The organism is Pseudomonas shirazensis, assembly GCF_014268785.2.
GTDB lineage: Bacteria > Pseudomonadota > Gammaproteobacteria > Pseudomonadales > Pseudomonadaceae > Aquipseudomonas > Aquipseudomonas shirazensis.
Genome location: NZ_JABWRD020000003.1, coordinates 432,219 through 449,249, shown reverse-complemented (window position 1 = coordinate 449,249; position 17,031 = coordinate 432,219). Strand labels below are relative to the sequence as shown.

Here is a 17,031-nt window from a genome sequence, read left to right as displayed (position 1 = left end):
TTACTCTTTGCCCGGCTGGCGCGCCAGGCGGTCGATTTCTTCGCGGAATTCGTCAAGGTCCTGGAAACGCCGGTAGACCGAGGCAAACCGAATGTAGGCGACTTCGTCGAGTTGACGCAGCGCTTCCATGACCAGCTCACCGACCACCAGCGACTTGACCTCGCGCTCGCCGGTGGCGCGCAGCTTGTGCTTGATCTGCGCCAGCGCCGCTTCCAGGCGCTCGACGCTTACCGGGCGCTTTTCCAGCGCGCGCTGCATGCCGGCTCTCAGCTTGTCTTCGTCGAATGGCTGGCGGGTGCCGTCTTGCTTGATCAGCCGCGGCAGTACCAGTTCGGCGGTTTCGAAGGTGGTGAAACGCTCGCCGCAGGCGACGCATTCGCGCCGGCGACGCACTTGTTCGCCCTCGGCGACCAGGCGCGAATCGATGACCTTGGTGTCGTTGGCACCGCAAAAGGGACAGTGCATGGTGGCAGGCAACAAAAAAAGGGAGGGCCATGGTAGCGCATCCGACTGGCAAGACAAGCCAAAGGGGTTACCATCCACTCAAATCTGCCCCTGAAGGACTTCTCCATGCACTTTCGAGCGCTCGTCGTGCTCTGCCTCGCTGGCCTGATGACGGCCTGCAGCAGCGATAAACCTAAAAACGAACCGGTGCCCGCAACGCCGGCGCCGAAAACGGTGAAAAAGGCCCCGGCGCTCGGCCCGCTGCCGGCTTATCAACGGGAAATCAGCGGCAGCCTGCAAGACGTGCCAGCGGGTGCCGAGGTCGAACTGGCATTGCTGGTGATCGACGAACGTGATCGCCCGCAGCGGCTGCTGGCCAGCAGCACCCTGACCGGTACCGGTCAGGACCTGCCCTACCAACTGCGCTTCAACCCAGAAGCATTCCCGGCTGGTGCCCGCGTCGAGTTGCGCGGTCGCGCCAGCCGCTCGGGTCAGTTGATCATGCACCTGCCGCCACAGCGCATCGTCCAGGCCACGAGCCAGGCCACCGGCCCGCTGCGCTTCGAGAAAGCCCCGTAAATGGCGCCAATGCAGTTGCAGCATGCGCTCAGCGGCCTGATCGGCGAAGCACAGCTGGTTGCCACTGCGCTGCCGGAGTGCGCGCTGAAACTGTAGCTGCTCGGCGCCGACAACATGCACCGCGCATTCACCCGCGAAGAGACCCAGCGCATTCTCGATGAGCCGCCGTACTGGGGCTTCTGCTGGGCCAGCGGCCTGGCCATGGCCCGCTACCTGGCGGCCAATCCACAGTGGGTCGAGGGCAAGCGCGTGCTCGACTTTGGCGCCGGTTCGGGCATTGCCGGGATCGCGGCAGCGCGGGCGGGTGCTGTCGAGGTGGTTGCCTGCGACCTTGATCCGCTGGCCTTGGCTGCGTGCCAAGCCAATGCTGCGCTGAACCAGGTCGAGCTCGGTTACAGCAGTGATTTTTTTGCCGAGGCCGACCGCTTCGATCTGATTCTGGTGGCTGATGTGTTGTACGACCCGGCCAACCTGCCGTTGCTCGATGGTTTTCTCAGCCGTGGCCGCCAGGTGCTGGTGGCCGACTCGCGGGTGCGCAATTTCAGCCACCCGCTGTACCGTCAGTTGGACGTGCTCGAAGGCGTGACCCTGCCCGACCTGGCCGAACCGCACGAATTCCGCCGGGTCAGCCTGTACCACGCCAGCCGCGAGCCTTTATAGTGGCGTCATTCAGAGATTTGCGAGAGTTGCGATGAGCCAAGCCCCCGATACCAACGCCCTGCCGTACATTTTCGATGCTACCGACGCCAACTTTCAGCAGTTGGTCATCGAGAACTCCTTCCACAAACCGGTGCTGGTGGATTTCTGGGCCGAGTGGTGTGCGCCATGCAAGGCGCTGATGCCGTTGCTGGCCAAGATAGCCGAGGGTTATCAGGGCGAGCTGTTGCTGGCCAAGATCAACTGCGACGTCGAGCAGCAGGTGGTTGCCCAGTTCGGTATCCGCAGCCTGCCAACCGTGGTGCTGTTCAAGGACGGCCAACCGGTCGACGGCTTTGCCGGTGCGCAGCCCGAATCGGCGATTCGTGCCCTGCTCGAGCCGCACGTGCAGATGCCTGCCGCGCCGACTGCCTCGCCACTGGAAGAAGCCAAGGCGCTGTTTGCCGAAAGCCGCTTTGCCGAGGCCGAAGCGACCCTCAAGCTGTTGCTGGGCGAAGACAACAGCAATGCCGAGGCGTTGATCCTGTACGGCCGTTGCCTGGCCGAGCGTGGCGACCTGAGTGAAGCTGAAGCCGTGCTGGGTGCGGTCAAGAGCGATGAGCACAAGGCAGCGTTGGCCGGCGCCAAGGCGCAGTTGACCTTCTTGCGCCAGGCCGCCAGCCTGCCGGAAGCCGCCGAGTTGAAGAGCCGTCTGGCGCAGAACCCTGACGACGACGAAGCCGCTTATCAGCTGTGCATTCAGCAGTTGGCGCGCCAGCAGTACGAAGCGGCGCTGGATGGGTTGATGAAACTGTTCCAGCGTAATCGCGGCTACGAAAGCGGCCTGCCGCACAAGGCGCTGCTGCAGGTGTTCGAGCTGCTTGGCAATGAGCATCCGCTGGTCACCGCGTACCGGCGCAAGCTGTTTGCCTTGATGTATTGATCTGCGTTGCATAAATCATGGGGCTGCTTTGCAGCCCTTTCGCGACACAAGGCCGCTCCTTGTATCTCGACTTTCGCTTCCAAAGAAGCGAAAGTTCTCGACTGATCATCGAGGGAAGGTCATGAAGCCGAGCCGCTCCTAGGGCATCGAGCCCGCATTGTAGATGGCGCTCTGACCTTCCAACCCCACTCGACAAGTCCGAACGGTATCTAGTGCCCGCCTCCGGCGTGAGCACGCATTCACAAGGTTGAACAGAGTGCTGGGTGATCGACTTTCGTAGTTTGAAGGAGAGGATCATGTCCATTTTTGTTGGCGTTGATGTTGCCAAAAGATCTTTCGACATTGCCACCACGCTGCCCAACGGGAAGAAGCGCACCAAGGCAAAGCTTCCCAATGATTCCGCAGGGTTTGCCCAGTTCAGCGACTGGCTTGAGCGTCATGCAGGACCCGGAACCTGGATTGTCATGGAGGCCACGGGCACCTATCACGAAGCGCTTGCCGAGCACTGCCACGACCAAGGCTATCGGGTGTGCATTCTGAACCCGGCGGTGATTGCGAAATTCGCTGATGTGGAGCTTCGTCGCGTCAAAACCGATAGGGCTGACGCGAAGGTGATTGCTGCCTACAGCCAACAGAACGCCGACTCGCTTCGCCAGTGGGAGCCTGAGCCGCCAGCACAGCGCCGCTTGCGTGCTTTGGTGCGCCGACTGGACGACCTCAAGGAAATGCGCCAGATGGAGCAGAATCGCTTGGATGTCGCACAAGATGCGGTGAAGCAATCGATTCAAGACGTGATCGGGCACATCATCAAAGAGCTGGAAAAGACCAGAAAAGCCATTGAGCAGACGATCGATGACGATCCAGATCTGCGCGGGCGGCGCGACCTGATTACCTCGATCGACGGTCTGGGCGAGACCACCGCCGCGTTGCTGTTGGCCGAGCTGGGCGATCCCCTGAAATACCAAAGCCCATCTGCAATTGTCGCCTTCTCAGGCCTGAACCCCGTGATGCAACAGTCGGGCGAGTTCACAGGCCAGAGCACCATTTCGCGCACAGGCGCCTCAAGGTTGCGAGCGGGCCTGTGGATGTCGGGCACCGTCTCGATCAGGCATAACCCAGTCGTAAAGGCACTGGCAGAGCGTTTGAGCAGCCGACACAAGGCCTACAAGCAGATCGTGTGTGCGGCAATGCGCAAGCTGCTGCATCTGGTTTACGGGGTGGTGAAGTCGGGAAAACCGTTTGACCCCCAAATCGCCCTTGCGGGGTGAGGGTCAAGACGGTATCTACAGGCGACCGAGTCCTGTAGGAGCGGCCTTGTGTCGCGAAAGGCCAGCGCAGCTGGCCCAGCGATGCATGCGATGCCGCCAAACTCGCGGCCTGGCTCAACTCAACCCAGCCAGTAATAGACCGGTGCATCCCCCGCACTTTCCACTTTCACTTCTGCACTGTGACGCAAGCGCACCAGCAGCCGCTTGCCCGCCGCCGTGCTGCCGGTCAACTGCTCCAGTTGCTCAAGTAATTCTGGCCCAGTCATCTGTCCGGCCACGCGCAAGGCTTCGCGCGCAGCTTGCCACTGGTCATCGGTCTGCCGCACCGCCGGTGCCGGCGTGGCCTTTTCCGCCGGCGCAGCCAACTCCACCTGATGCCCAAGCTGCGCCCATTCCGCCGGCTCCAGCTCGATGGTCAGGTCCACCGGCCATTCGCCGATCGTTCCTCGTATTCTCACGCTGACTTCCTCGATCACGATTGCATGGCGCCCATGCTCCCACGACATGAAACCTTCGCCAAGCGGCTGGCATTCGCTAGAAAAATTGTTATAACATTACTAAATCATTCGCCCTGCTCTCTGGAGTTGTTCATGCGCCGTCTGTTGCTTGCACTGCCCTTCGCCCTGCTGCCCCTGGCCGTGGCGCATGCCCACGATGAGCATGACCACGATCACGACCACACCGCGCTGGGCGCCCATGAACACGGCGTGGCCAAACTCGACGTAGTGCTGGATGGCAAGACCCTCGAGCTTGGCCTGGACAGCCCGGCGATGAACCTGGTGGGCTTTGAACACGCCGCCAGCAGCGATGCCGACAAGGCCAAGGTAGCCAGCGTACGCCAGCAACTGGAGCAGCCGCTGCAGCTGTTGGGTCTGGCCAAGGACGCTGGCTGCAGCATCGACGCGCAGGAGCTGCAAAGCCCGCTGTTCGACGCACCAGCAGCCGCTGCCGGCAAAACCGAGAAACACGCCCACAGCGATATCGAAGCGCACTATCAGTTCACCTGCAGCAACCCGGGCAAACTCGCCAGCATCGACCTCGCGCCGCTGTTCAAGGCTTACCCGGCGATGCAGAAGATCAACGTGCAGTTGATCGGCCCTAATGGCCAAAAAGGCCTTGAAGCAACGCCGACCACCGCGACGGTCGCGTTCTGAATGAGCCAGGCGTTGATCGAACTGCGTGATCTGCTGTTCGCCTGGCCCGGCCAGGCGCCGCTGCTGGATATCCCGCAGTTTCGCCTGGAAGCGGGCGAAGCGCTGTTTCTCAAGGGCCCCAGCGGCAGCGGCAAGACCACCCTGCTCGGCCTGCTCGGCGGTGTGAACCTGCCGGCGCAGGGCAGCGTGCGCCTGCTCGGTCAGACCTTGGCCGAGCTGGGCCAGGGCGCGCGCGATCGCTTCCGTGTCGATCACACCGGCTACATTTTTCAGCAGTTCAACCTGCTGCCGTTTCTGTCGGTGCGGGAAAACGTCGAACTGCCTTGTCGTTTTTCTGCCAGCCGCGCCAAGCGTGCCCGCCAGCGCCATGGCAGCGTCGATCAGGCCGCCACGCAACTGCTCGCACACCTGGGCCTGGCTGACCCGGCAATGCTCGCGCGGCGCGCCGATAGCCTGTCGATCGGCCAGCAGCAACGAGTAGCCGCGGCCCGGGCGCTGATCGGCCAGCCGGAGCTGGTGATCGCCGACGAGCCAACCTCGGCGCTCGATGCTGACACCCGCGAAGCCTTTATCCGGCTGCTGTTCGATGAATGCCGCGCTGCCGGCTCCAGCCTGTTGTTCGTCAGCCACGACCAGAGCCTAGCGCCGCTGTTCGATCGACACCTGTCACTGGCCGAACTCAATCGCGCCGCCGCGCCCCGGGAGGCCTGATGTACCTGCTCCGCCTTGCTCTGGCCAGCCTCGCCAACCGGCGCTTCACGGCCTTTCTTACCGCCTTCGCGATTGCCCTGTCGGTCTGCCTGCTGTTGGCCGTGGAACGGGTCCGCACCGAAGCCCGCGCCAGCTTTGCCAGCACCATCAGTGGCACCGACCTGATCGTCGGCGCCCGCTCGGGCTCGGTCAACCTGCTGCTGTACTCGGTGTTTCGCATCGGCAATGCCACCAACAACATCCACTGGGACAGTTATCAGCACTACGCCGGCGACCCGCGGGTGAAGTGGGCGATCCCGATTTCGCTGGGCGACTCGCATCGCGGCTATCGGGTGATGGGCACCAGTACCGACTACTTCAGCCACTACCAGTACGGCCGTCGCCAGCACCTGGAACTCAGCCAAGGCCGGCCGTTTGCCGATAACCCGTTCGACGTGGTGCTCGGCGCTGAAGTCGCCGAGGCACTGCACTACAAACTCGGCGACAAGCTGGTGCTGGCCCATGGCGTAGCGGCGATCAGCCTGGTCAAGCACGATGACAAGCCGTTTACTGTGGTCGGCGTACTCAAGCGCACCGGCACCCCGGTTGACCGCACCCTGCACATCAGCCTGGCCGGCATGGAGGCCATTCACGTCGACTGGCACAACGGCGTACCGGCTCGCGGCGCCGGCCGCATCAGTGCCGAGCAAGCGCGCGGCATGGACCTGCAACCGACTGCGATCACCGCCTTCATGCTTGGCCTGAACAACAAGATCGCCACTTTCAGCGTGCAGCGCGAGATCAATCAGTACGTCAACGAGCCGTTGCTGGCGATTCTCCCGGGTGTGGCCCTGCAGGAGCTGTGGAGCCTGATGGGTACCGCCGAGCAAGCCCTGTTCGTGGTGTCGTTGTTTGTCGTGCTGACCGGCTTGATCGGCATGCTCACGGCGATTCTGACCAGCCTCAACGAGCGCCGCCGGGAGATGGCCATTCTGCGCTCCGTGGGTGCTCGGCCGTGGCATATCGCCGGCCTGCTGGTCCTCGAGGCGCTGGCGTTGGCGGTAGCCGGTATCGTCGCCGGGCTTGGCCTGCTGTATGCCGGCATCGCTCTGGCTCAGGGCTACGTGCAGGCCAACTATGGCTTGTACCTGCCACTGGCCTGGCCGAGTAGCCATGAATGGACGCTACTGGCTATCATCCTCGGCGCAGCGTTGCTGATGGGCAGCGTGCCGGCCTGGCGTGCCTATCGGCAGTCATTGGCTGATGGCCTGTCGATTCATTTGTGAGTGATTACCATGCGTCTGCCCCGCCTTCGCGCTCAGTTCCCGCGCTGCCTCATGCTACTGGTGCTGCTCTTCGGCTCGCCGGTGTGGGCGGCTGAGCCGCGTGAGCTGGATTGGCCGGCATTGATCCCCGAAGGCGCGCCAGTGCAAGCCCCGCAGCTGGCGCCGCTGCACGACCTGTCGCAGATCGGCAACGCGCTGGCGGCCGAGTCCGCACCGCCAGCACCACAGCAGTCTGCCAATGCTCCGGTGGTGCAGGCGCTGGACAATCAGCAGGTCAAGCTGCCGGGCTATATCGTGCCGCTGGAAGTCAGTGAAGAAGGCCGTACCACCGAGTTTTTGCTGGTGCCGTATTACGGCGCCTGCATTCACGTGCCGCCACCGCCGTCGAATCAGATCGTGCATATTTTCAGCGAGATGGGCGTACGCGTCGAAGATCTGTACCAGCCGTACTGGATCGAAGGGCGCATGCAGGTCAAAGCCAGCAGCAGCGAGCTGGCTGACACCGGTTACCAGATGGAAGCCGAAAAAATCTACGCCTACGAGCTGAAATAATCCCGCAGGACGGCTATGCCGCGCTTCGTTGAGCTGGGTCAAACATTTGGTTTAAGCGCCTCCGTACCATTAGGCCATTGATTACCAATGTCCTTTCGGAGCTTCCATGAACAAGTCCTTGCTCGGCGCCTCGCTCGTCGCCCTGGCCCTCGTTGCGCCTGCTGCCCACGCTCACCAGCCGGGTGATTTCATTGTCCGCGCCGGCGCCATCACTACCGCGCCCAATGAAAGCAGCGGCGACTTGCGCTTCGACGGCAACAAGGTAGCCGGCACCAAGGCAACCCTGACCAGCGACACGCAGCTGGGCCTGACCTTCGCTTACATGCTCAGCGATCACATCGGCGTTGAGCTGCTGGCGGCCACGCCGTTCCAGCACACCGTTGGCGTCAAGGGCCTGGGCGGCGGCCTGGATGGCAAGCTGGCCGACATCAAGCAACTGCCACCGACCCTGTCGCTGCAGTACTTCCCGATGGACCCAGCCTCCAAGTTCCAGCCGTACGTGGGCGTGGGCATCAACTACACCCTGTTCTTCGATGAAGACCTGAGCAGCGCGCGCAAGCAGCAAGGCTTCAGCAACTTGAAGATGCAGGACTCGATCGGCATCGCCGGCCAGGTCGGCATGGACTACATGATCACCGACAACGTGCTGGTCAACGCCTCGGTCTGGTACGTCGACATCGACACCAAAGCCACCGTCGACGGCCCTGCCGCACTGGGCTACAGCAAGACCAAGGTCGACGTTGAAGTCGATCCATGGGTGTACATGGTCGGTATCGGCTACAAGTTCTGATCGTTGCTGCATGACAAAGCCGTTGCCATCAGGCAGCGGCTTTTTGCTGTCAGCGCTGGCCATTGCCTGTTTGCCAGCGCAGATACAGCCAATAAATCAAGGCCAGTGCGCTGAACCCCGCGCCCACTCCGCACACGGCCATCCAGCCCCAGCGCGCATAGACCCAGCTCGCCGCCACTGCCCCCACCCCGCTGCCCAGCGAATAGCAGCACATATAGGCCCCGATCAGGCGGCTGGCCATCTCACTGCGCCCTTTCAGCAGCAATGTCTGGTTGGTGACGTGCACCGCCTGGACGGCAAAATCGAGCATTACTACGCCCAGCACCAGCGCCAGCAATGAGTATTCAAGAAAGGCCGTGGCTACCCACGACAGCAGCAACAGCAGCAAGGCCACGCCGGTGGTTCGCTGCGCGTGACCCTGATCAGCCAGACGCCCGGCACGTGACGCTGCCATCGCACCGGCTATTCCGGCCAGGCCAAACAGGCCGATCTGGGTATGGCTCAGCGCCAGCGCTGGTGCGCTCAGCGGCAGTACCATTGCACTCCACAGCACGCTGAAAGCGGCGAAGGTCAGCAAGGCCAACAGCCCACGCTGGCGCAACAGTCGATCGTGTCGATACAGACCGACAACCGACGCCAGCAATTGCCGATAGCTGGCGCTGCGGGCGCCTGGCTGCGCGCTCGGCAACTTGCGCCAGAGCAGCAAAGCCATCAACAGCGCCAACCCGGCAGCAACAAAATAGACGCTGCGCCAGCCGGCAACGTCGGCGAATGCACCAGCCACCAGCCGCGCCAGCAAGATGCCCAGCACCACCCCGCTGGTGACCTGGCCGACCACGCGCCCTTGCTCCTGCGCTGTCGCCAAGGTCGCGGCATGCGCCACCACTACCTGCACCACGACTGCCAGCAGCCCGACCAGGCTCATCGCCAGCAGCAATACGGCCCAGTCCTGCGCCAGCCCGACCGCCAGCAGTGCCGCGGCCGAGAGCAGCAGTTGACAGACGATCAAGCGCTTGCGCTCGAACAGATCGCCCAATGGCACGACCAGCAACAGGCCAATCGCATAACCGGCCTGAGTCGCGCCGACAACCAGCCCGACCTTGCCCGTTGCCACCCCCAGGCTGGTCGCCATCGACTCGAGCAACGGTTGAGCGAAATACACCGAGGCCACAGCCAGTGCACAGGTCACGGCAAGCAACAGAGTGAGTGAGCGGGAAAGTGGTGCAGGGCTGAACGCGGTCATGGCAGAAACTCGACAACTGGTTTCATATTGAAACCACTTGCTGGCTTTTTAGCAAATGTGGTTTTAATCTGCAACCAGATCAACGAGTGAGGTTGTCGCCATGCTGGACCCGATTAACGACCAATGCCCCGTGGCACGCGCGCTGCTGGTGCTCGGTGATCGCTGGGCGCTGATGATTCTGCGTGATGCGTTCGATGGCCTGCGCCGCTTCAGCGAGTTGCAGAAGAGCCTCGGCCTCGCGAAGAACATTCTCTCCTCGCGCCTCAAGCTGCTGGTAGAAACCGGCCTGCTGACCCTGCAACCCGCCTCGGATGGCAGCGCGTACAAGGAATATGCACTGACCGACAAGGGCCGCGCGGTGTTTCCCATCGTGATTGGCCTGCGCCAGTGGGGCGAGCAATTTCTATTCGAAGCCGGCGAAACCCGCTCGCAACTGCTCGACAGTGCCCACGGCCAACCTTTGCAGACACTGCAGGTGCAAGCCGGGGATGGCCGCGTGGTGGGGCCGGACGATTGCCTGCGGCAGGTGGTGCGGCATGGGGTGAAGCCAGGTCGCGGGTCAAGCTGACCCGCGCGCGATGCTTAGCCCCTGCCCAACAGCTTGGCCAAACCTTCGACCATCGGCGTTGGTTGAGGGAAGTCGAAGCGTGCCAGCAAGCGCGCGTTGTCGGCGCGGGAGTGGCGGATGTCGCCCGAGCGGGCCTCGCCGTAGCTGATTTCCGGCAGGCTGCCAATGACGTCGCGCAGCGCGGCCAGTAGCTGATTCAGCGAGGTGGCCTGGTTCAGGCCGATGTTCACTGCGCCCTCTTCCACCTGCGGTTGCTCGAGGGCCTGGACCATGACCTGGACCAGATCACCAACATAGAGGAAGTCGCGGGTCTGCTCGCCGTCGCCAAATACCTTGATCGGCAAGCCTTGGGTAGCGCGCTCGCTGAAGATGCTGATCACTCCGGAATACGGCGAGGACGGATCCTGGCGCGGGCCGAAGATGTTGAAGAAGCGGAAGATCACCGGCTCCAGGCCATGCTGGCGGCGGTAGAAATCCAGGTACTGCTCGCTGGCGAGTTTGTCCACTGCGTAAGGCGTCAGCGGCGCCTTGGGGGTGTCTTCGGCAATCGACTGGCCTTCGCCGTTGTTGCCGTACACCGCGGCGCTGGACGCAAACAGCACCCGACCCACACCATTCAGGCGCATGGCTTCGCAGACATTCAGCGTGCCGATGAAATTGCTCTGGTGGGTTTTCACCGGGTCATCCACCGAGGCCTGCACCGAGGCCACTGCAGCCAGATGCACAACGGCGCGGCAGCCAGCGGCAGCACGGGCGACCAGAGCGGCGTCGGCGACATCGCCTTCGATCAGCTCCAGACCGGGATGCTGCAACTGCAGGTTGGCGCGCTTGCCGGTGGACAGGTCGTCAAGGACACGCACCGCATAGCCTTTGCCCAGCAAGGCGTCGGACAGGTGCGAGCCGATGAAGCCCGCGCCGCCGGTGATCAGAATAGGGGCGTCAGCCATGTCGGTAGAATCGGTCCAGTAAAGGCGCCAGGCCCGAGCGCCAGGCGCGCGGCTTGATGCCGAAGGTATGAAGGATCTTCTTGCAGGCCAACACCGCGTTCTGCGGCTCTTCGCTGGCGTCCGGCCGCGCGGCGTGAGCCTGGGCGGTGGGTGCCTGCACTGCGAGCTGGCGCCATTGCTGTGCTTCGGCAAGGATCGCCTGGCCCAGCGCCAGCGGCGTGGTCGCCTCGTTGCCAGCGTAGTGATAGGTGCCCCACAGCGGCGCGGCGCAGTCGAGTTGCTTGAGCACCGAGAGGATGACCCGGGCAGCATCGTCCACTGGCGTCGGATTGCCGCGGCGATCGTCCGCCAGGAGCAATTCCTGCGGCTGCTCGGCGCGGGTCAGGAAGCGCCCGAGGGTGCCATCGATGCTCTCGTCCAGCACCCAGCCAAAGCGCAGCAGCACATGCTGCGGGCAAGTTGCGCGCACGCTCTGCTCGACCCGCCACAGCGCCTGGCCGCGGCTGCCCAGGGGCACCGGCTCGTCCTTTTCGCTGTAGGCAGTGGCCCGCGAGCCATCGAACACGCGATAGCTGGAAGGTTGCACGAGGATCATTTCGTGGTGCTGGCACAGCTCGGCCAAGCGCTCGACTGCGCGCTCTTGCTGGGCGAGGCGCTGTTCGCTGACCGCCTCGGCCTGGAACCAGTCGAAGTAATAGGCGAGGTTGATCACCACGTTGGGGCGTTGTTCGTCCAGTAGCAGGGTCAGGCTGGCCGGATCCCAGCCGTTGTCCGGCGGACGCGGCGCCAGGAATCCGATGTCTTCCTCGGCCCCGAGACGAATCAGCGCTTGCCCGAGGGCATTGCCACCACCCAACAGCATCAGGCGCATACGCATAGGGTAAAAAAGTCCGCTCAGATCGTTGGAAGAAAAAAGCATTTTGCGGTTTCCGACAGGGGAAGTCCAACGCCTGCTGGATTGCGACGTTGCTCGGCACTGCGGTAGCGCACTTTGCGAGGCTGTTATCGACCTATACTGAGCGCGCCATCCCCTGCTCAGCGTGAAGGTCTACATGCCCACCGAATCCATCGCTGCACACCGTTCGACCTGGCAGTACGACGAGGCAGCGCCCGGCGCAGAGCGGTTCATCGAACAGTCATTCGACGGCTATCGCCAGCAGGGACGCCTGCTGGTGCCCGATGTTGCACACGCCCCGCCCGCCTTTATCGTCGGTGGCGCACGCTCGGACTTCACCCGTCTCAACCCGCTGCTATATCGCCTGCAGGCGCAGGGCATCGGCTCGCTTAGCGGTAACCTGTCCGGCCACAGCCTGGCCAGCCAACCAGGCGCCGCCGCGCCGTCGCTGCACACCAACCTGCACGAGGCATTGAGCTTTCATCAGCATATCGCCGAACAGTGCCATACCCTGATCGGCCATAGCCTTGGCGCAGCCATTGCGCTGAAGATGGCCGCGCAGTTGCCAAGCATTTCCAAACTGGTGCTGATCTGCCCGGCGGTTTACCCGGACGCGGCGCACCAGGCGCCGTTTGGCCCGGCGTTCACCGCAGCGATTCGCCAGCCGTTCGCCTTTCTGCAATGTGACAGCTATGAATTCTTGCGCACCTTTACCGGCCAGGTATTGCTGGTGATCGGTGAGTATGACGGGCTTAATTCGCGTGCTTATGGCCAAGGCGCGGGGACCTCGGCGGGGACGCGCTGGGTGTCTGGGGTGCAGCGCTACAGCCCGATCCCGGAAGAAGTCACCCATACCCTGCTGCGCTCAGTGCCGGCGCCACATGTCGAGTGCCTGCTGCTGACCGACTGCGACCACGGCATCGCCGCTCACCTACGGGACAATCCGCAGGTCGCCGACCAGGTGGCAGAGGTGACCGCAGCGTTCATTCGCGGTTGAGGCGGCCTACTCGATCTCGAACAGGCCGTTGCTCAGCGGGCCGACGCTGAGGCGCTCGCGCACGTCATCGTCGATGCGCGGATCATCCGGGCGGTACAGCTTGACCTGCCGGTAGGCATTGATGCGGTTGATCTCCTCGCCAAGAAACTCCCAGACCACGCGGGTACAGGCCGGGTTGCGCCGGTCGCCGCTGGAGACTCCGGTCTTGAGCCCGTTCAAGCGGGTAATGCGGCTCTTGAAGCTGGGGATGAGGATGGTCTGGCTCATCTCGTTGAGGGTCAGTGATTCGTAGTCGATCAGGAACATGCGGTCCTGCAGCTGGAACGCCGCGCCGAGGTAGCGGCAGCGCACTTCGGCATGCAGGTCGGTGGCGCTGCTGCGCTCCTGGCGTTCCTGGCGCTCGAACAGAAAGCTGCCGCGCTCCTCTCGCAAGTGCACCAGCGACACCAGAATGGCCCCCGGCACCGACATGCAGTTGGAGTACTCGAAGTAATAGCCGCAGTAGCGCGAGAGGTTGCCCGCATGCGCGTGCAAGGGCTTGAACAGCTCGCTGATCGGGTCGTTCAGCGGCCCATTCTGCTCCGACGGAATGCGCGCGCCGATTAAACGCGCGAACTGCTCGGGCGGCAAATTCAGCTCGTAATCCTCGACACCGAAGAAATCGCCGATGCGCTTGAGGTTGTAGGCCGTCGGACGGCTCTGCCCGCTCAAATACTTGTTGAATTGGGCGCGGTTGATCGACAGCTGCCGGCAAACCTCGGAGATAGAGCGGTAGTGGCTACAGGCCAATTTCAGGTTGCTAGCGAAATGATCGCTCATGTACGAGGTCCAGCTGATGCGAGTGATGCAATCATAGCATCAAGTCGCGCCAACTGAGAGCAACCCGCGAAATTGTAACGACTCTTGTCATAGCCAACCATGCGCCCAACGAAAAGCGGCGCGTCGTTGCCGCCGCTGGTCATTCCACGCGAAGAATAAGAATCGAGGTCATTTGCCATGCTCGAAGTACTCAACGATTTCCTTTCGGGGAAGCTGCTCATCGTCCTTATCGTCGGACTTGGTAGCTACTTCACCATCCGCTCGCGGTTCGTCCAGTTCCGTCACTTCGGCCACATGTTCGGTGTGTTCAAAGAATCCCTGCGTGGCCAGGCTGGCCAGCTGAGCTCGTTCCAGGCACTGATGCTGAGCCTGGCCGGCCGCGTTGGCGCTGGTAACATCGCCGGTGTCGGCATCGCTGTGACCCTCGGCGGCCCAGGCGCTGTGTTCTGGATGTGGGTGACCGCGCTGGTTGGCATGTCCAGCAGCTTCTTCGAATGTACCCTGGCCCAGGTGTACAAGCGCGCCGATGGCGATGGCCTGTACCGTGGCGGCCCGGCGTACTACATCTTGCATGGCTTGAAATTCAAGCGCATGGCGGTGGTGTTCTCGCTGCTGTTGCTGGTGACCTACGGCTTCGCCTTCAACGGCCTGCAGTCGTACACCGTGACCCACTCGCTGCAAAATGCCTTCGGCTTCCCGCCGCAGCAGACCGGTATTGCCCTGGCAGTGCTGCTGGCGATCGTCTTTCTCGGTGGTATCAAGCGTATTGCCTCGGTGTCCGACCTGCTGGTACCGGTCAAGACTCTGGCCTACATCGGCGTCACCCTGTATGTGATCGGCAGCCAGATCGAGCACGTCCCAGCGATGCTGGAAACCATCTTCAAAAGCGCCTTCGGCCTTGACCCTGCGTTCGGCGGCCTGCTCGGCAGCGCGATCGTGATGGGCGTCAAGCGTGGCGTGTTCGCCAACGAAGCGGGCCTGGGCAGTGCGCCCAACGTTGCTGCCGTGGCTGCGGTCAAGCACCCTGGCGCACAAGGCGTGGTGCAGGCGTTCAGCGTGTTCCTCGACACCTTCGTGATCTGCACCTGCACCGCACTGCTGATCCTGCTGTCGGGCTTCTACACCCCAGGCTTCGAAGGTGACGGCATCGTCCTGACCCAGAACTCGCTGGCCGCTGTAGTCGGTGACTGGGGTCGTCTGTTCGTCAGCGTCGCGCTGTCGCTGTTCGTCTTCACCTGCATCCTCTACAACTACTACCTGGGCGAAACCAGCCTGCAGTTCCTGACCCGCAAGCGTTCGGTGCTGATGGGCTACCGCGGCCTGGTCCTGGCGCTTATCGTATGGGGTTCGGCGCAAGACCTGTCGACCGTGTTCGCCTTCGCCGACATCACCATGACCTGTCTGGCCTTCGTCAACCTGATCGCCCTGACACTGCTGTTCAACATCGGCCTGCGGGTAATGCGTGACTACGATGTGCAGCGCAAGGCTGGCATCAAGCAGCCAGTGTTCGATTCGAGCAAGTTCCCTGACCTGGACCTGGACCGCAACGCCTGGCCAGTGCCGGCAGCCGCTGAAACAACCGCTGACAACACCGTCGGTCAGGTTCAGACCCAGCGCTGATATCCTCCCCTGCCAGCCGCCCCGTTCGCGGGCGGCTGCTTCTCTCTCCGCTCATCGTTACGGAATGCGCCATGCGTGCAGTCAAGAATCTTCTCGTCCTCTATACCGGTGGCACCATCGGCATGCTCGAAACACCCCAGGGCCTGGCCCCGGCGGGCGGCTTCGACTTGCGCATGCGCGAGCATCTGGCGCAACTTGACGATGCTCCGCAGATACAGTGGACACTGCGTGAAATGAACCCGCTGCTGGACAGCGCCAACATGCAGCAAGCCAACTGGCTGGCCATGCGTGACGCGATTGTCGAAGCGGTGGAACGCGACGGCCACGACGGCGTGCTGGTGCTGCACGGTACCGATACGCTGGCCTACACCGGCGCAGCCTTGTCGTTCGTGCTTCTCGGCTTGCCGGTGCCGGTGCTGCTGACCGGTTCGATGTTGCCTGCCGGCGCGCCAGACAGCGACGCCTGGGACAACCTGATCGGCGCCCTGCGCCTGCTCGAAAGCGGCACCGAGGACGGCGTGCAGCTGTACTTCCACGAGCAGCTGCTGCACGGCTGCCGCGCCTCCAAGCTGCGCAGCGAGGCGTTCGACGCCTTCGCCGCCCTGCCCCGTCATCGCGACAGCGAGCGCGCGCCAGCCATCCCGGCTGTGCTCGACTATCGTCAGGCGCGCCAGCCGGTAAAGCTGGCGGTATTGCCGGTATTCCCCGGCCTGCAGGCAGAACACCTGCGCGGCCTGCTCGACAGCGGCGTGCAAGGGTTGGTGCTGGAGTGCTACGGCAGCGGCACCGGGCCGTCCGACGACCAGGCCCTGCTGGATGTGCTGCATGACGCCCACCAAGGCGGCGTGGTGATCGTTGCGATCAGCCAGTGCCCGGTCGGCTCGGTGGTATTTGACACCTATGCCGCCGGTAGCCGGCTGCGTGACACTGGCCTGATCAGCGGCGGCGGCATGACCCGCGAAGCGGCGCTGGGCAAGTTGTTTGGCTTGCTTGGGGCGGGGCTGGATGCGCAGGCGACGGAGCATTGGTTTGCGCTGGATCTGTGTGGTGAGCGGGCTTGAAAGCCTGTTGACCTGACCCATACATCGGCAGCTTTGAGTAGTGCCGATGTATTACAGAGTGAGCCAGCCTCTAAAAACTCAGGACGCTTTGCTTGTAATATGGAAGTGGTCGCCATTTACATGGCGCAATTGCACGGTCACCTTGTCAGCTTCACCCTCCCAGTCCAAATCGTAGTGATCCAGCAAGAATGCGTCCTCGGAGATGCTTGCACTCGCATGCTGCCTACCTCCCATTACCAGGCACAGCCCTCCTAACACCCCTATGACGCCTACATAAGGTCGAATGCTCATCAACAGCGTCTTCTCCCCATACCAAATATGAGCAGACGGTGATGGTGCGAATGCTAACGTCGAGAACACCACCACGACAGCGATCAACCCAATGATCATCAGCAAAACTCCGCAGAACCGCCCCATTATCTTGGCCGCGACCGCCGCCTGATAGGCTTCGGAAAAACCGGGTATCACGTAGTCTTCCTTGTCGCTTCTCAACACGATCAATTGTTTAGCTTGGCTTGATTTACCTGTTTGCATGAGTC

Annotated in this window: 19 protein-coding genes and 1 pseudogene; 13 read left to right on the top strand and 7 right to left on the bottom strand. The window is 62.7% G+C overall.

Going from position 1 to position 17,031, the window contains the following annotated elements:
- A complete protein-coding gene (gene nrdR, locus HU736_RS18050; RefSeq protein ID WP_101323120.1) occupies nt 1-465 on the bottom strand; it encodes a transcriptional regulator NrdR in 465 nt (154 codons plus the stop codon).
- 105 nt (nt 466-570) lie between these two features.
- Here nrdR and HU736_RS18045 point away from each other — a divergent pair, with 105 nt between their 5' ends.
- From HU736_RS18045 to HU736_RS18030, 4 genes and pseudogenes are all read left to right on the top strand, one after another.
- Nucleotides 571-1,023, top strand: coding sequence for a YbaY family lipoprotein (locus tag HU736_RS18045; RefSeq protein ID WP_103435141.1), 453 nt, complete (start codon nt 571-573; stop codon nt 1,021-1,023).
- Nucleotides 1,024-1,683: pseudogene (locus HU736_RS18040) on the top strand (class I SAM-dependent methyltransferase).
- A 31-nt stretch (nt 1,684-1,714) separates the two neighbouring features.
- Nucleotides 1,715-2,602: a thioredoxin gene (trxA, locus tag HU736_RS18035; protein ID WP_186701530.1), complete on the top strand. Its 888-nt coding sequence runs from the start codon at nt 1,715-1,717 to the stop codon at nt 2,600-2,602.
- A 296-nt stretch (nt 2,603-2,898) separates the two neighbouring features.
- A complete protein-coding gene (locus tag HU736_RS18030) occupies nt 2,899-3,870 on the top strand; it encodes an IS110 family RNA-guided transposase (protein WP_217862393.1) in 972 nt (323 codons plus the stop codon).
- A 119-nt stretch (nt 3,871-3,989) separates the two neighbouring features.
- On the opposite strand, the gene HU736_RS18025 is transcribed toward HU736_RS18030, so the two are convergent.
- Nucleotides 3,990-4,328, bottom strand: a complete 339-nt coding sequence (locus HU736_RS18025) for a hypothetical protein (RefSeq protein ID WP_186701614.1) — start codon at nt 4,326-4,328, stop codon at nt 3,990-3,992.
- A gap of 132 nt (nt 4,329-4,460) precedes the next feature.
- Here HU736_RS18025 and HU736_RS18020 point away from each other — a divergent pair, with 132 nt between their 5' ends.
- The 5 genes from HU736_RS18020 (at nt 4,461) to HU736_RS18000 (ending at nt 8,342) form a co-directional block, all read left to right on the top strand.
- Nucleotides 4,461-5,024: a DUF2796 domain-containing protein gene (locus HU736_RS18020; protein ID WP_186701613.1), complete on the top strand. Its 564-nt coding sequence runs from the start codon at nt 4,461-4,463 to the stop codon at nt 5,022-5,024.
- A complete protein-coding gene (locus HU736_RS18015) occupies nt 5,025-5,735 on the top strand; it encodes an ATP-binding cassette domain-containing protein (RefSeq protein WP_186701612.1) in 711 nt (236 codons plus the stop codon).
- Nucleotides 5,735-7,000, top strand: a complete 1,266-nt coding sequence (locus HU736_RS18010; RefSeq protein ID WP_186701611.1) for an ABC transporter permease — start codon at nt 5,735-5,737, stop codon at nt 6,998-7,000. Before HU736_RS18015 ends, HU736_RS18010 begins: the two co-directional genes overlap by 1 nt.
- 9 nt (nt 7,001-7,009) lie before the next feature.
- Nucleotides 7,010-7,552 carry a DUF3299 domain-containing protein gene (locus HU736_RS18005; RefSeq protein ID WP_186701610.1) on the top strand — a complete coding sequence of 181 codons (543 nt, stop codon included), beginning with the start codon at nt 7,010-7,012 and terminating at the stop codon, nt 7,550-7,552.
- Nucleotides 7,553-7,658: 106 nt separating this feature from the next.
- Nucleotides 7,659-8,342, top strand: a complete 684-nt coding sequence (locus tag HU736_RS18000) for an OmpW family outer membrane protein (RefSeq protein WP_101322316.1) — start codon at nt 7,659-7,661, stop codon at nt 8,340-8,342.
- Between the two features lie 49 nt (nt 8,343-8,391).
- Here HU736_RS18000 and HU736_RS17995 read toward each other — a convergent pair whose 3' ends face one another.
- The gene (locus tag HU736_RS17995; protein WP_186701609.1) at nt 8,392-9,585 is read right to left on the bottom strand and encodes an MFS transporter; all 1,194 of its coding nucleotides are present in this window, start codon (nt 9,583-9,585) and stop codon (nt 8,392-8,394) included.
- 100 nt (nt 9,586-9,685) lie between these two features.
- Between HU736_RS17995 and HU736_RS17990 the strand changes: the two genes are divergently transcribed.
- A complete protein-coding gene (locus tag HU736_RS17990; RefSeq protein ID WP_103435148.1) occupies nt 9,686-10,153 on the top strand; it encodes a winged helix-turn-helix transcriptional regulator in 468 nt (155 codons plus the stop codon).
- A gap of 14 nt (nt 10,154-10,167) precedes the next feature.
- Here HU736_RS17990 and HU736_RS17985 read toward each other — a convergent pair whose 3' ends face one another.
- Together HU736_RS17985 and HU736_RS17980 are read right to left on the bottom strand one after the other, a co-directional pair.
- Nucleotides 10,168-11,100: an NAD-dependent epimerase/dehydratase family protein gene (locus HU736_RS17985; protein ID WP_186701608.1), complete on the bottom strand. Its 933-nt coding sequence runs from the start codon at nt 11,098-11,100 to the stop codon at nt 10,168-10,170.
- Complete coding sequence (locus HU736_RS17980) at nt 11,093-11,977, bottom strand: sugar nucleotide-binding protein (RefSeq protein WP_186701607.1); 885 nt, start codon at nt 11,975-11,977, stop codon at nt 11,093-11,095. Before HU736_RS17980 ends, HU736_RS17985 begins: the two co-directional genes overlap by 8 nt.
- Before the next feature lie 175 nt (nt 11,978-12,152).
- On the opposite strand from HU736_RS17980, the gene HU736_RS17975 reads away from it, so the two are divergent.
- A complete protein-coding gene (locus HU736_RS17975) occupies nt 12,153-12,992 on the top strand; it encodes an alpha/beta hydrolase (protein ID WP_186701606.1) in 840 nt (279 codons plus the stop codon).
- A gap of 6 nt (nt 12,993-12,998) precedes the next feature.
- On the opposite strand, the gene HU736_RS17970 is transcribed toward HU736_RS17975, so the two are convergent.
- Complete coding sequence (locus tag HU736_RS17970) at nt 12,999-13,811, bottom strand: helix-turn-helix domain-containing protein (protein ID WP_103435151.1); 813 nt, start codon at nt 13,809-13,811, stop codon at nt 12,999-13,001.
- 177 nt (nt 13,812-13,988) lie between these two features.
- On the opposite strand from HU736_RS17970, the gene HU736_RS17965 reads away from it, so the two are divergent.
- Nucleotides 13,989-15,431 carry an alanine/glycine:cation symporter family protein gene (locus HU736_RS17965; RefSeq protein ID WP_181089829.1) on the top strand — a complete coding sequence of 481 codons (1,443 nt, stop codon included), beginning with the start codon at nt 13,989-13,991 and terminating at the stop codon, nt 15,429-15,431.
- A gap of 71 nt (nt 15,432-15,502) precedes the next feature.
- Entirely contained in the window at nt 15,503-16,492 is a 990-nt protein-coding gene (locus tag HU736_RS17960; RefSeq protein ID WP_186701605.1) for an asparaginase, read from the top strand.
- A gap of 78 nt (nt 16,493-16,570) precedes the next feature.
- On the opposite strand, the gene HU736_RS17955 is transcribed toward HU736_RS17960, so the two are convergent.
- Entirely contained in the window at nt 16,571-17,026 is a 456-nt protein-coding gene (locus HU736_RS17955; protein ID WP_186701604.1) for a hypothetical protein, read from the bottom strand.
- Nucleotides 17,027-17,031 lie beyond the last annotated feature (5 nt).

Excerpts from the sequence above, each read along its gene's own strand:
- nrdR (WP_101323120.1), bottom strand. The coding sequence starts at position 465 with ATGCACTGTCCCTTTTGCGGTGCCAACGACACCAAGGTCATCGATTCG.
- HU736_RS18045 (WP_103435141.1), top strand. The coding sequence starts at position 571 with ATGCACTTTCGAGCGCTCGTCGTGCTCTGCCTCGCTGGCCTGATGACG.
- trxA (WP_186701530.1), top strand. The coding sequence starts at position 1,715 with ATGAGCCAAGCCCCCGATACCAACGCCCTGCCGTACATTTTCGATGCT.
- HU736_RS18030 (WP_217862393.1), top strand. The coding sequence starts at position 2,899 with ATGTCCATTTTTGTTGGCGTTGATGTTGCCAAAAGATCTTTCGACATT.
- HU736_RS18020 (WP_186701613.1), top strand. The coding sequence starts at position 4,461 with ATGCGCCGTCTGTTGCTTGCACTGCCCTTCGCCCTGCTGCCCCTGGCC.
- HU736_RS18015 (WP_186701612.1), top strand. The coding sequence starts at position 5,025 with ATGAGCCAGGCGTTGATCGAACTGCGTGATCTGCTGTTCGCCTGGCCC.
- HU736_RS18010 (WP_186701611.1), top strand. The coding sequence starts at position 5,735 with ATGTACCTGCTCCGCCTTGCTCTGGCCAGCCTCGCCAACCGGCGCTTC.
- HU736_RS18005 (WP_186701610.1), top strand. The coding sequence starts at position 7,010 with ATGCGTCTGCCCCGCCTTCGCGCTCAGTTCCCGCGCTGCCTCATGCTA.
- HU736_RS18000 (WP_101322316.1), top strand. The coding sequence starts at position 7,659 with ATGAACAAGTCCTTGCTCGGCGCCTCGCTCGTCGCCCTGGCCCTCGTT.
- HU736_RS17995 (WP_186701609.1), bottom strand. The coding sequence starts at position 9,585 with ATGACCGCGTTCAGCCCTGCACCACTTTCCCGCTCACTCACTCTGTTG.
- HU736_RS17990 (WP_103435148.1), top strand. The coding sequence starts at position 9,686 with ATGCTGGACCCGATTAACGACCAATGCCCCGTGGCACGCGCGCTGCTG.
- HU736_RS17985 (WP_186701608.1), bottom strand. The coding sequence starts at position 11,100 with ATGGCTGACGCCCCTATTCTGATCACCGGCGGCGCGGGCTTCATCGGC.
- HU736_RS17980 (WP_186701607.1), bottom strand. The coding sequence starts at position 11,977 with ATGCGTATGCGCCTGATGCTGTTGGGTGGTGGCAATGCCCTCGGGCAA.
- HU736_RS17975 (WP_186701606.1), top strand. The coding sequence starts at position 12,153 with ATGCCCACCGAATCCATCGCTGCACACCGTTCGACCTGGCAGTACGAC.
- HU736_RS17970 (WP_103435151.1), bottom strand. The coding sequence starts at position 13,811 with ATGAGCGATCATTTCGCTAGCAACCTGAAATTGGCCTGTAGCCACTAC.
- HU736_RS17965 (WP_181089829.1), top strand. The coding sequence starts at position 13,989 with ATGCTCGAAGTACTCAACGATTTCCTTTCGGGGAAGCTGCTCATCGTC.
- HU736_RS17960 (WP_186701605.1), top strand. The coding sequence starts at position 15,503 with ATGCGTGCAGTCAAGAATCTTCTCGTCCTCTATACCGGTGGCACCATC.
- HU736_RS17955 (WP_186701604.1), bottom strand. The coding sequence starts at position 17,026 with ATGCAAACAGGTAAATCAAGCCAAGCTAAACAATTGATCGTGTTGAGA.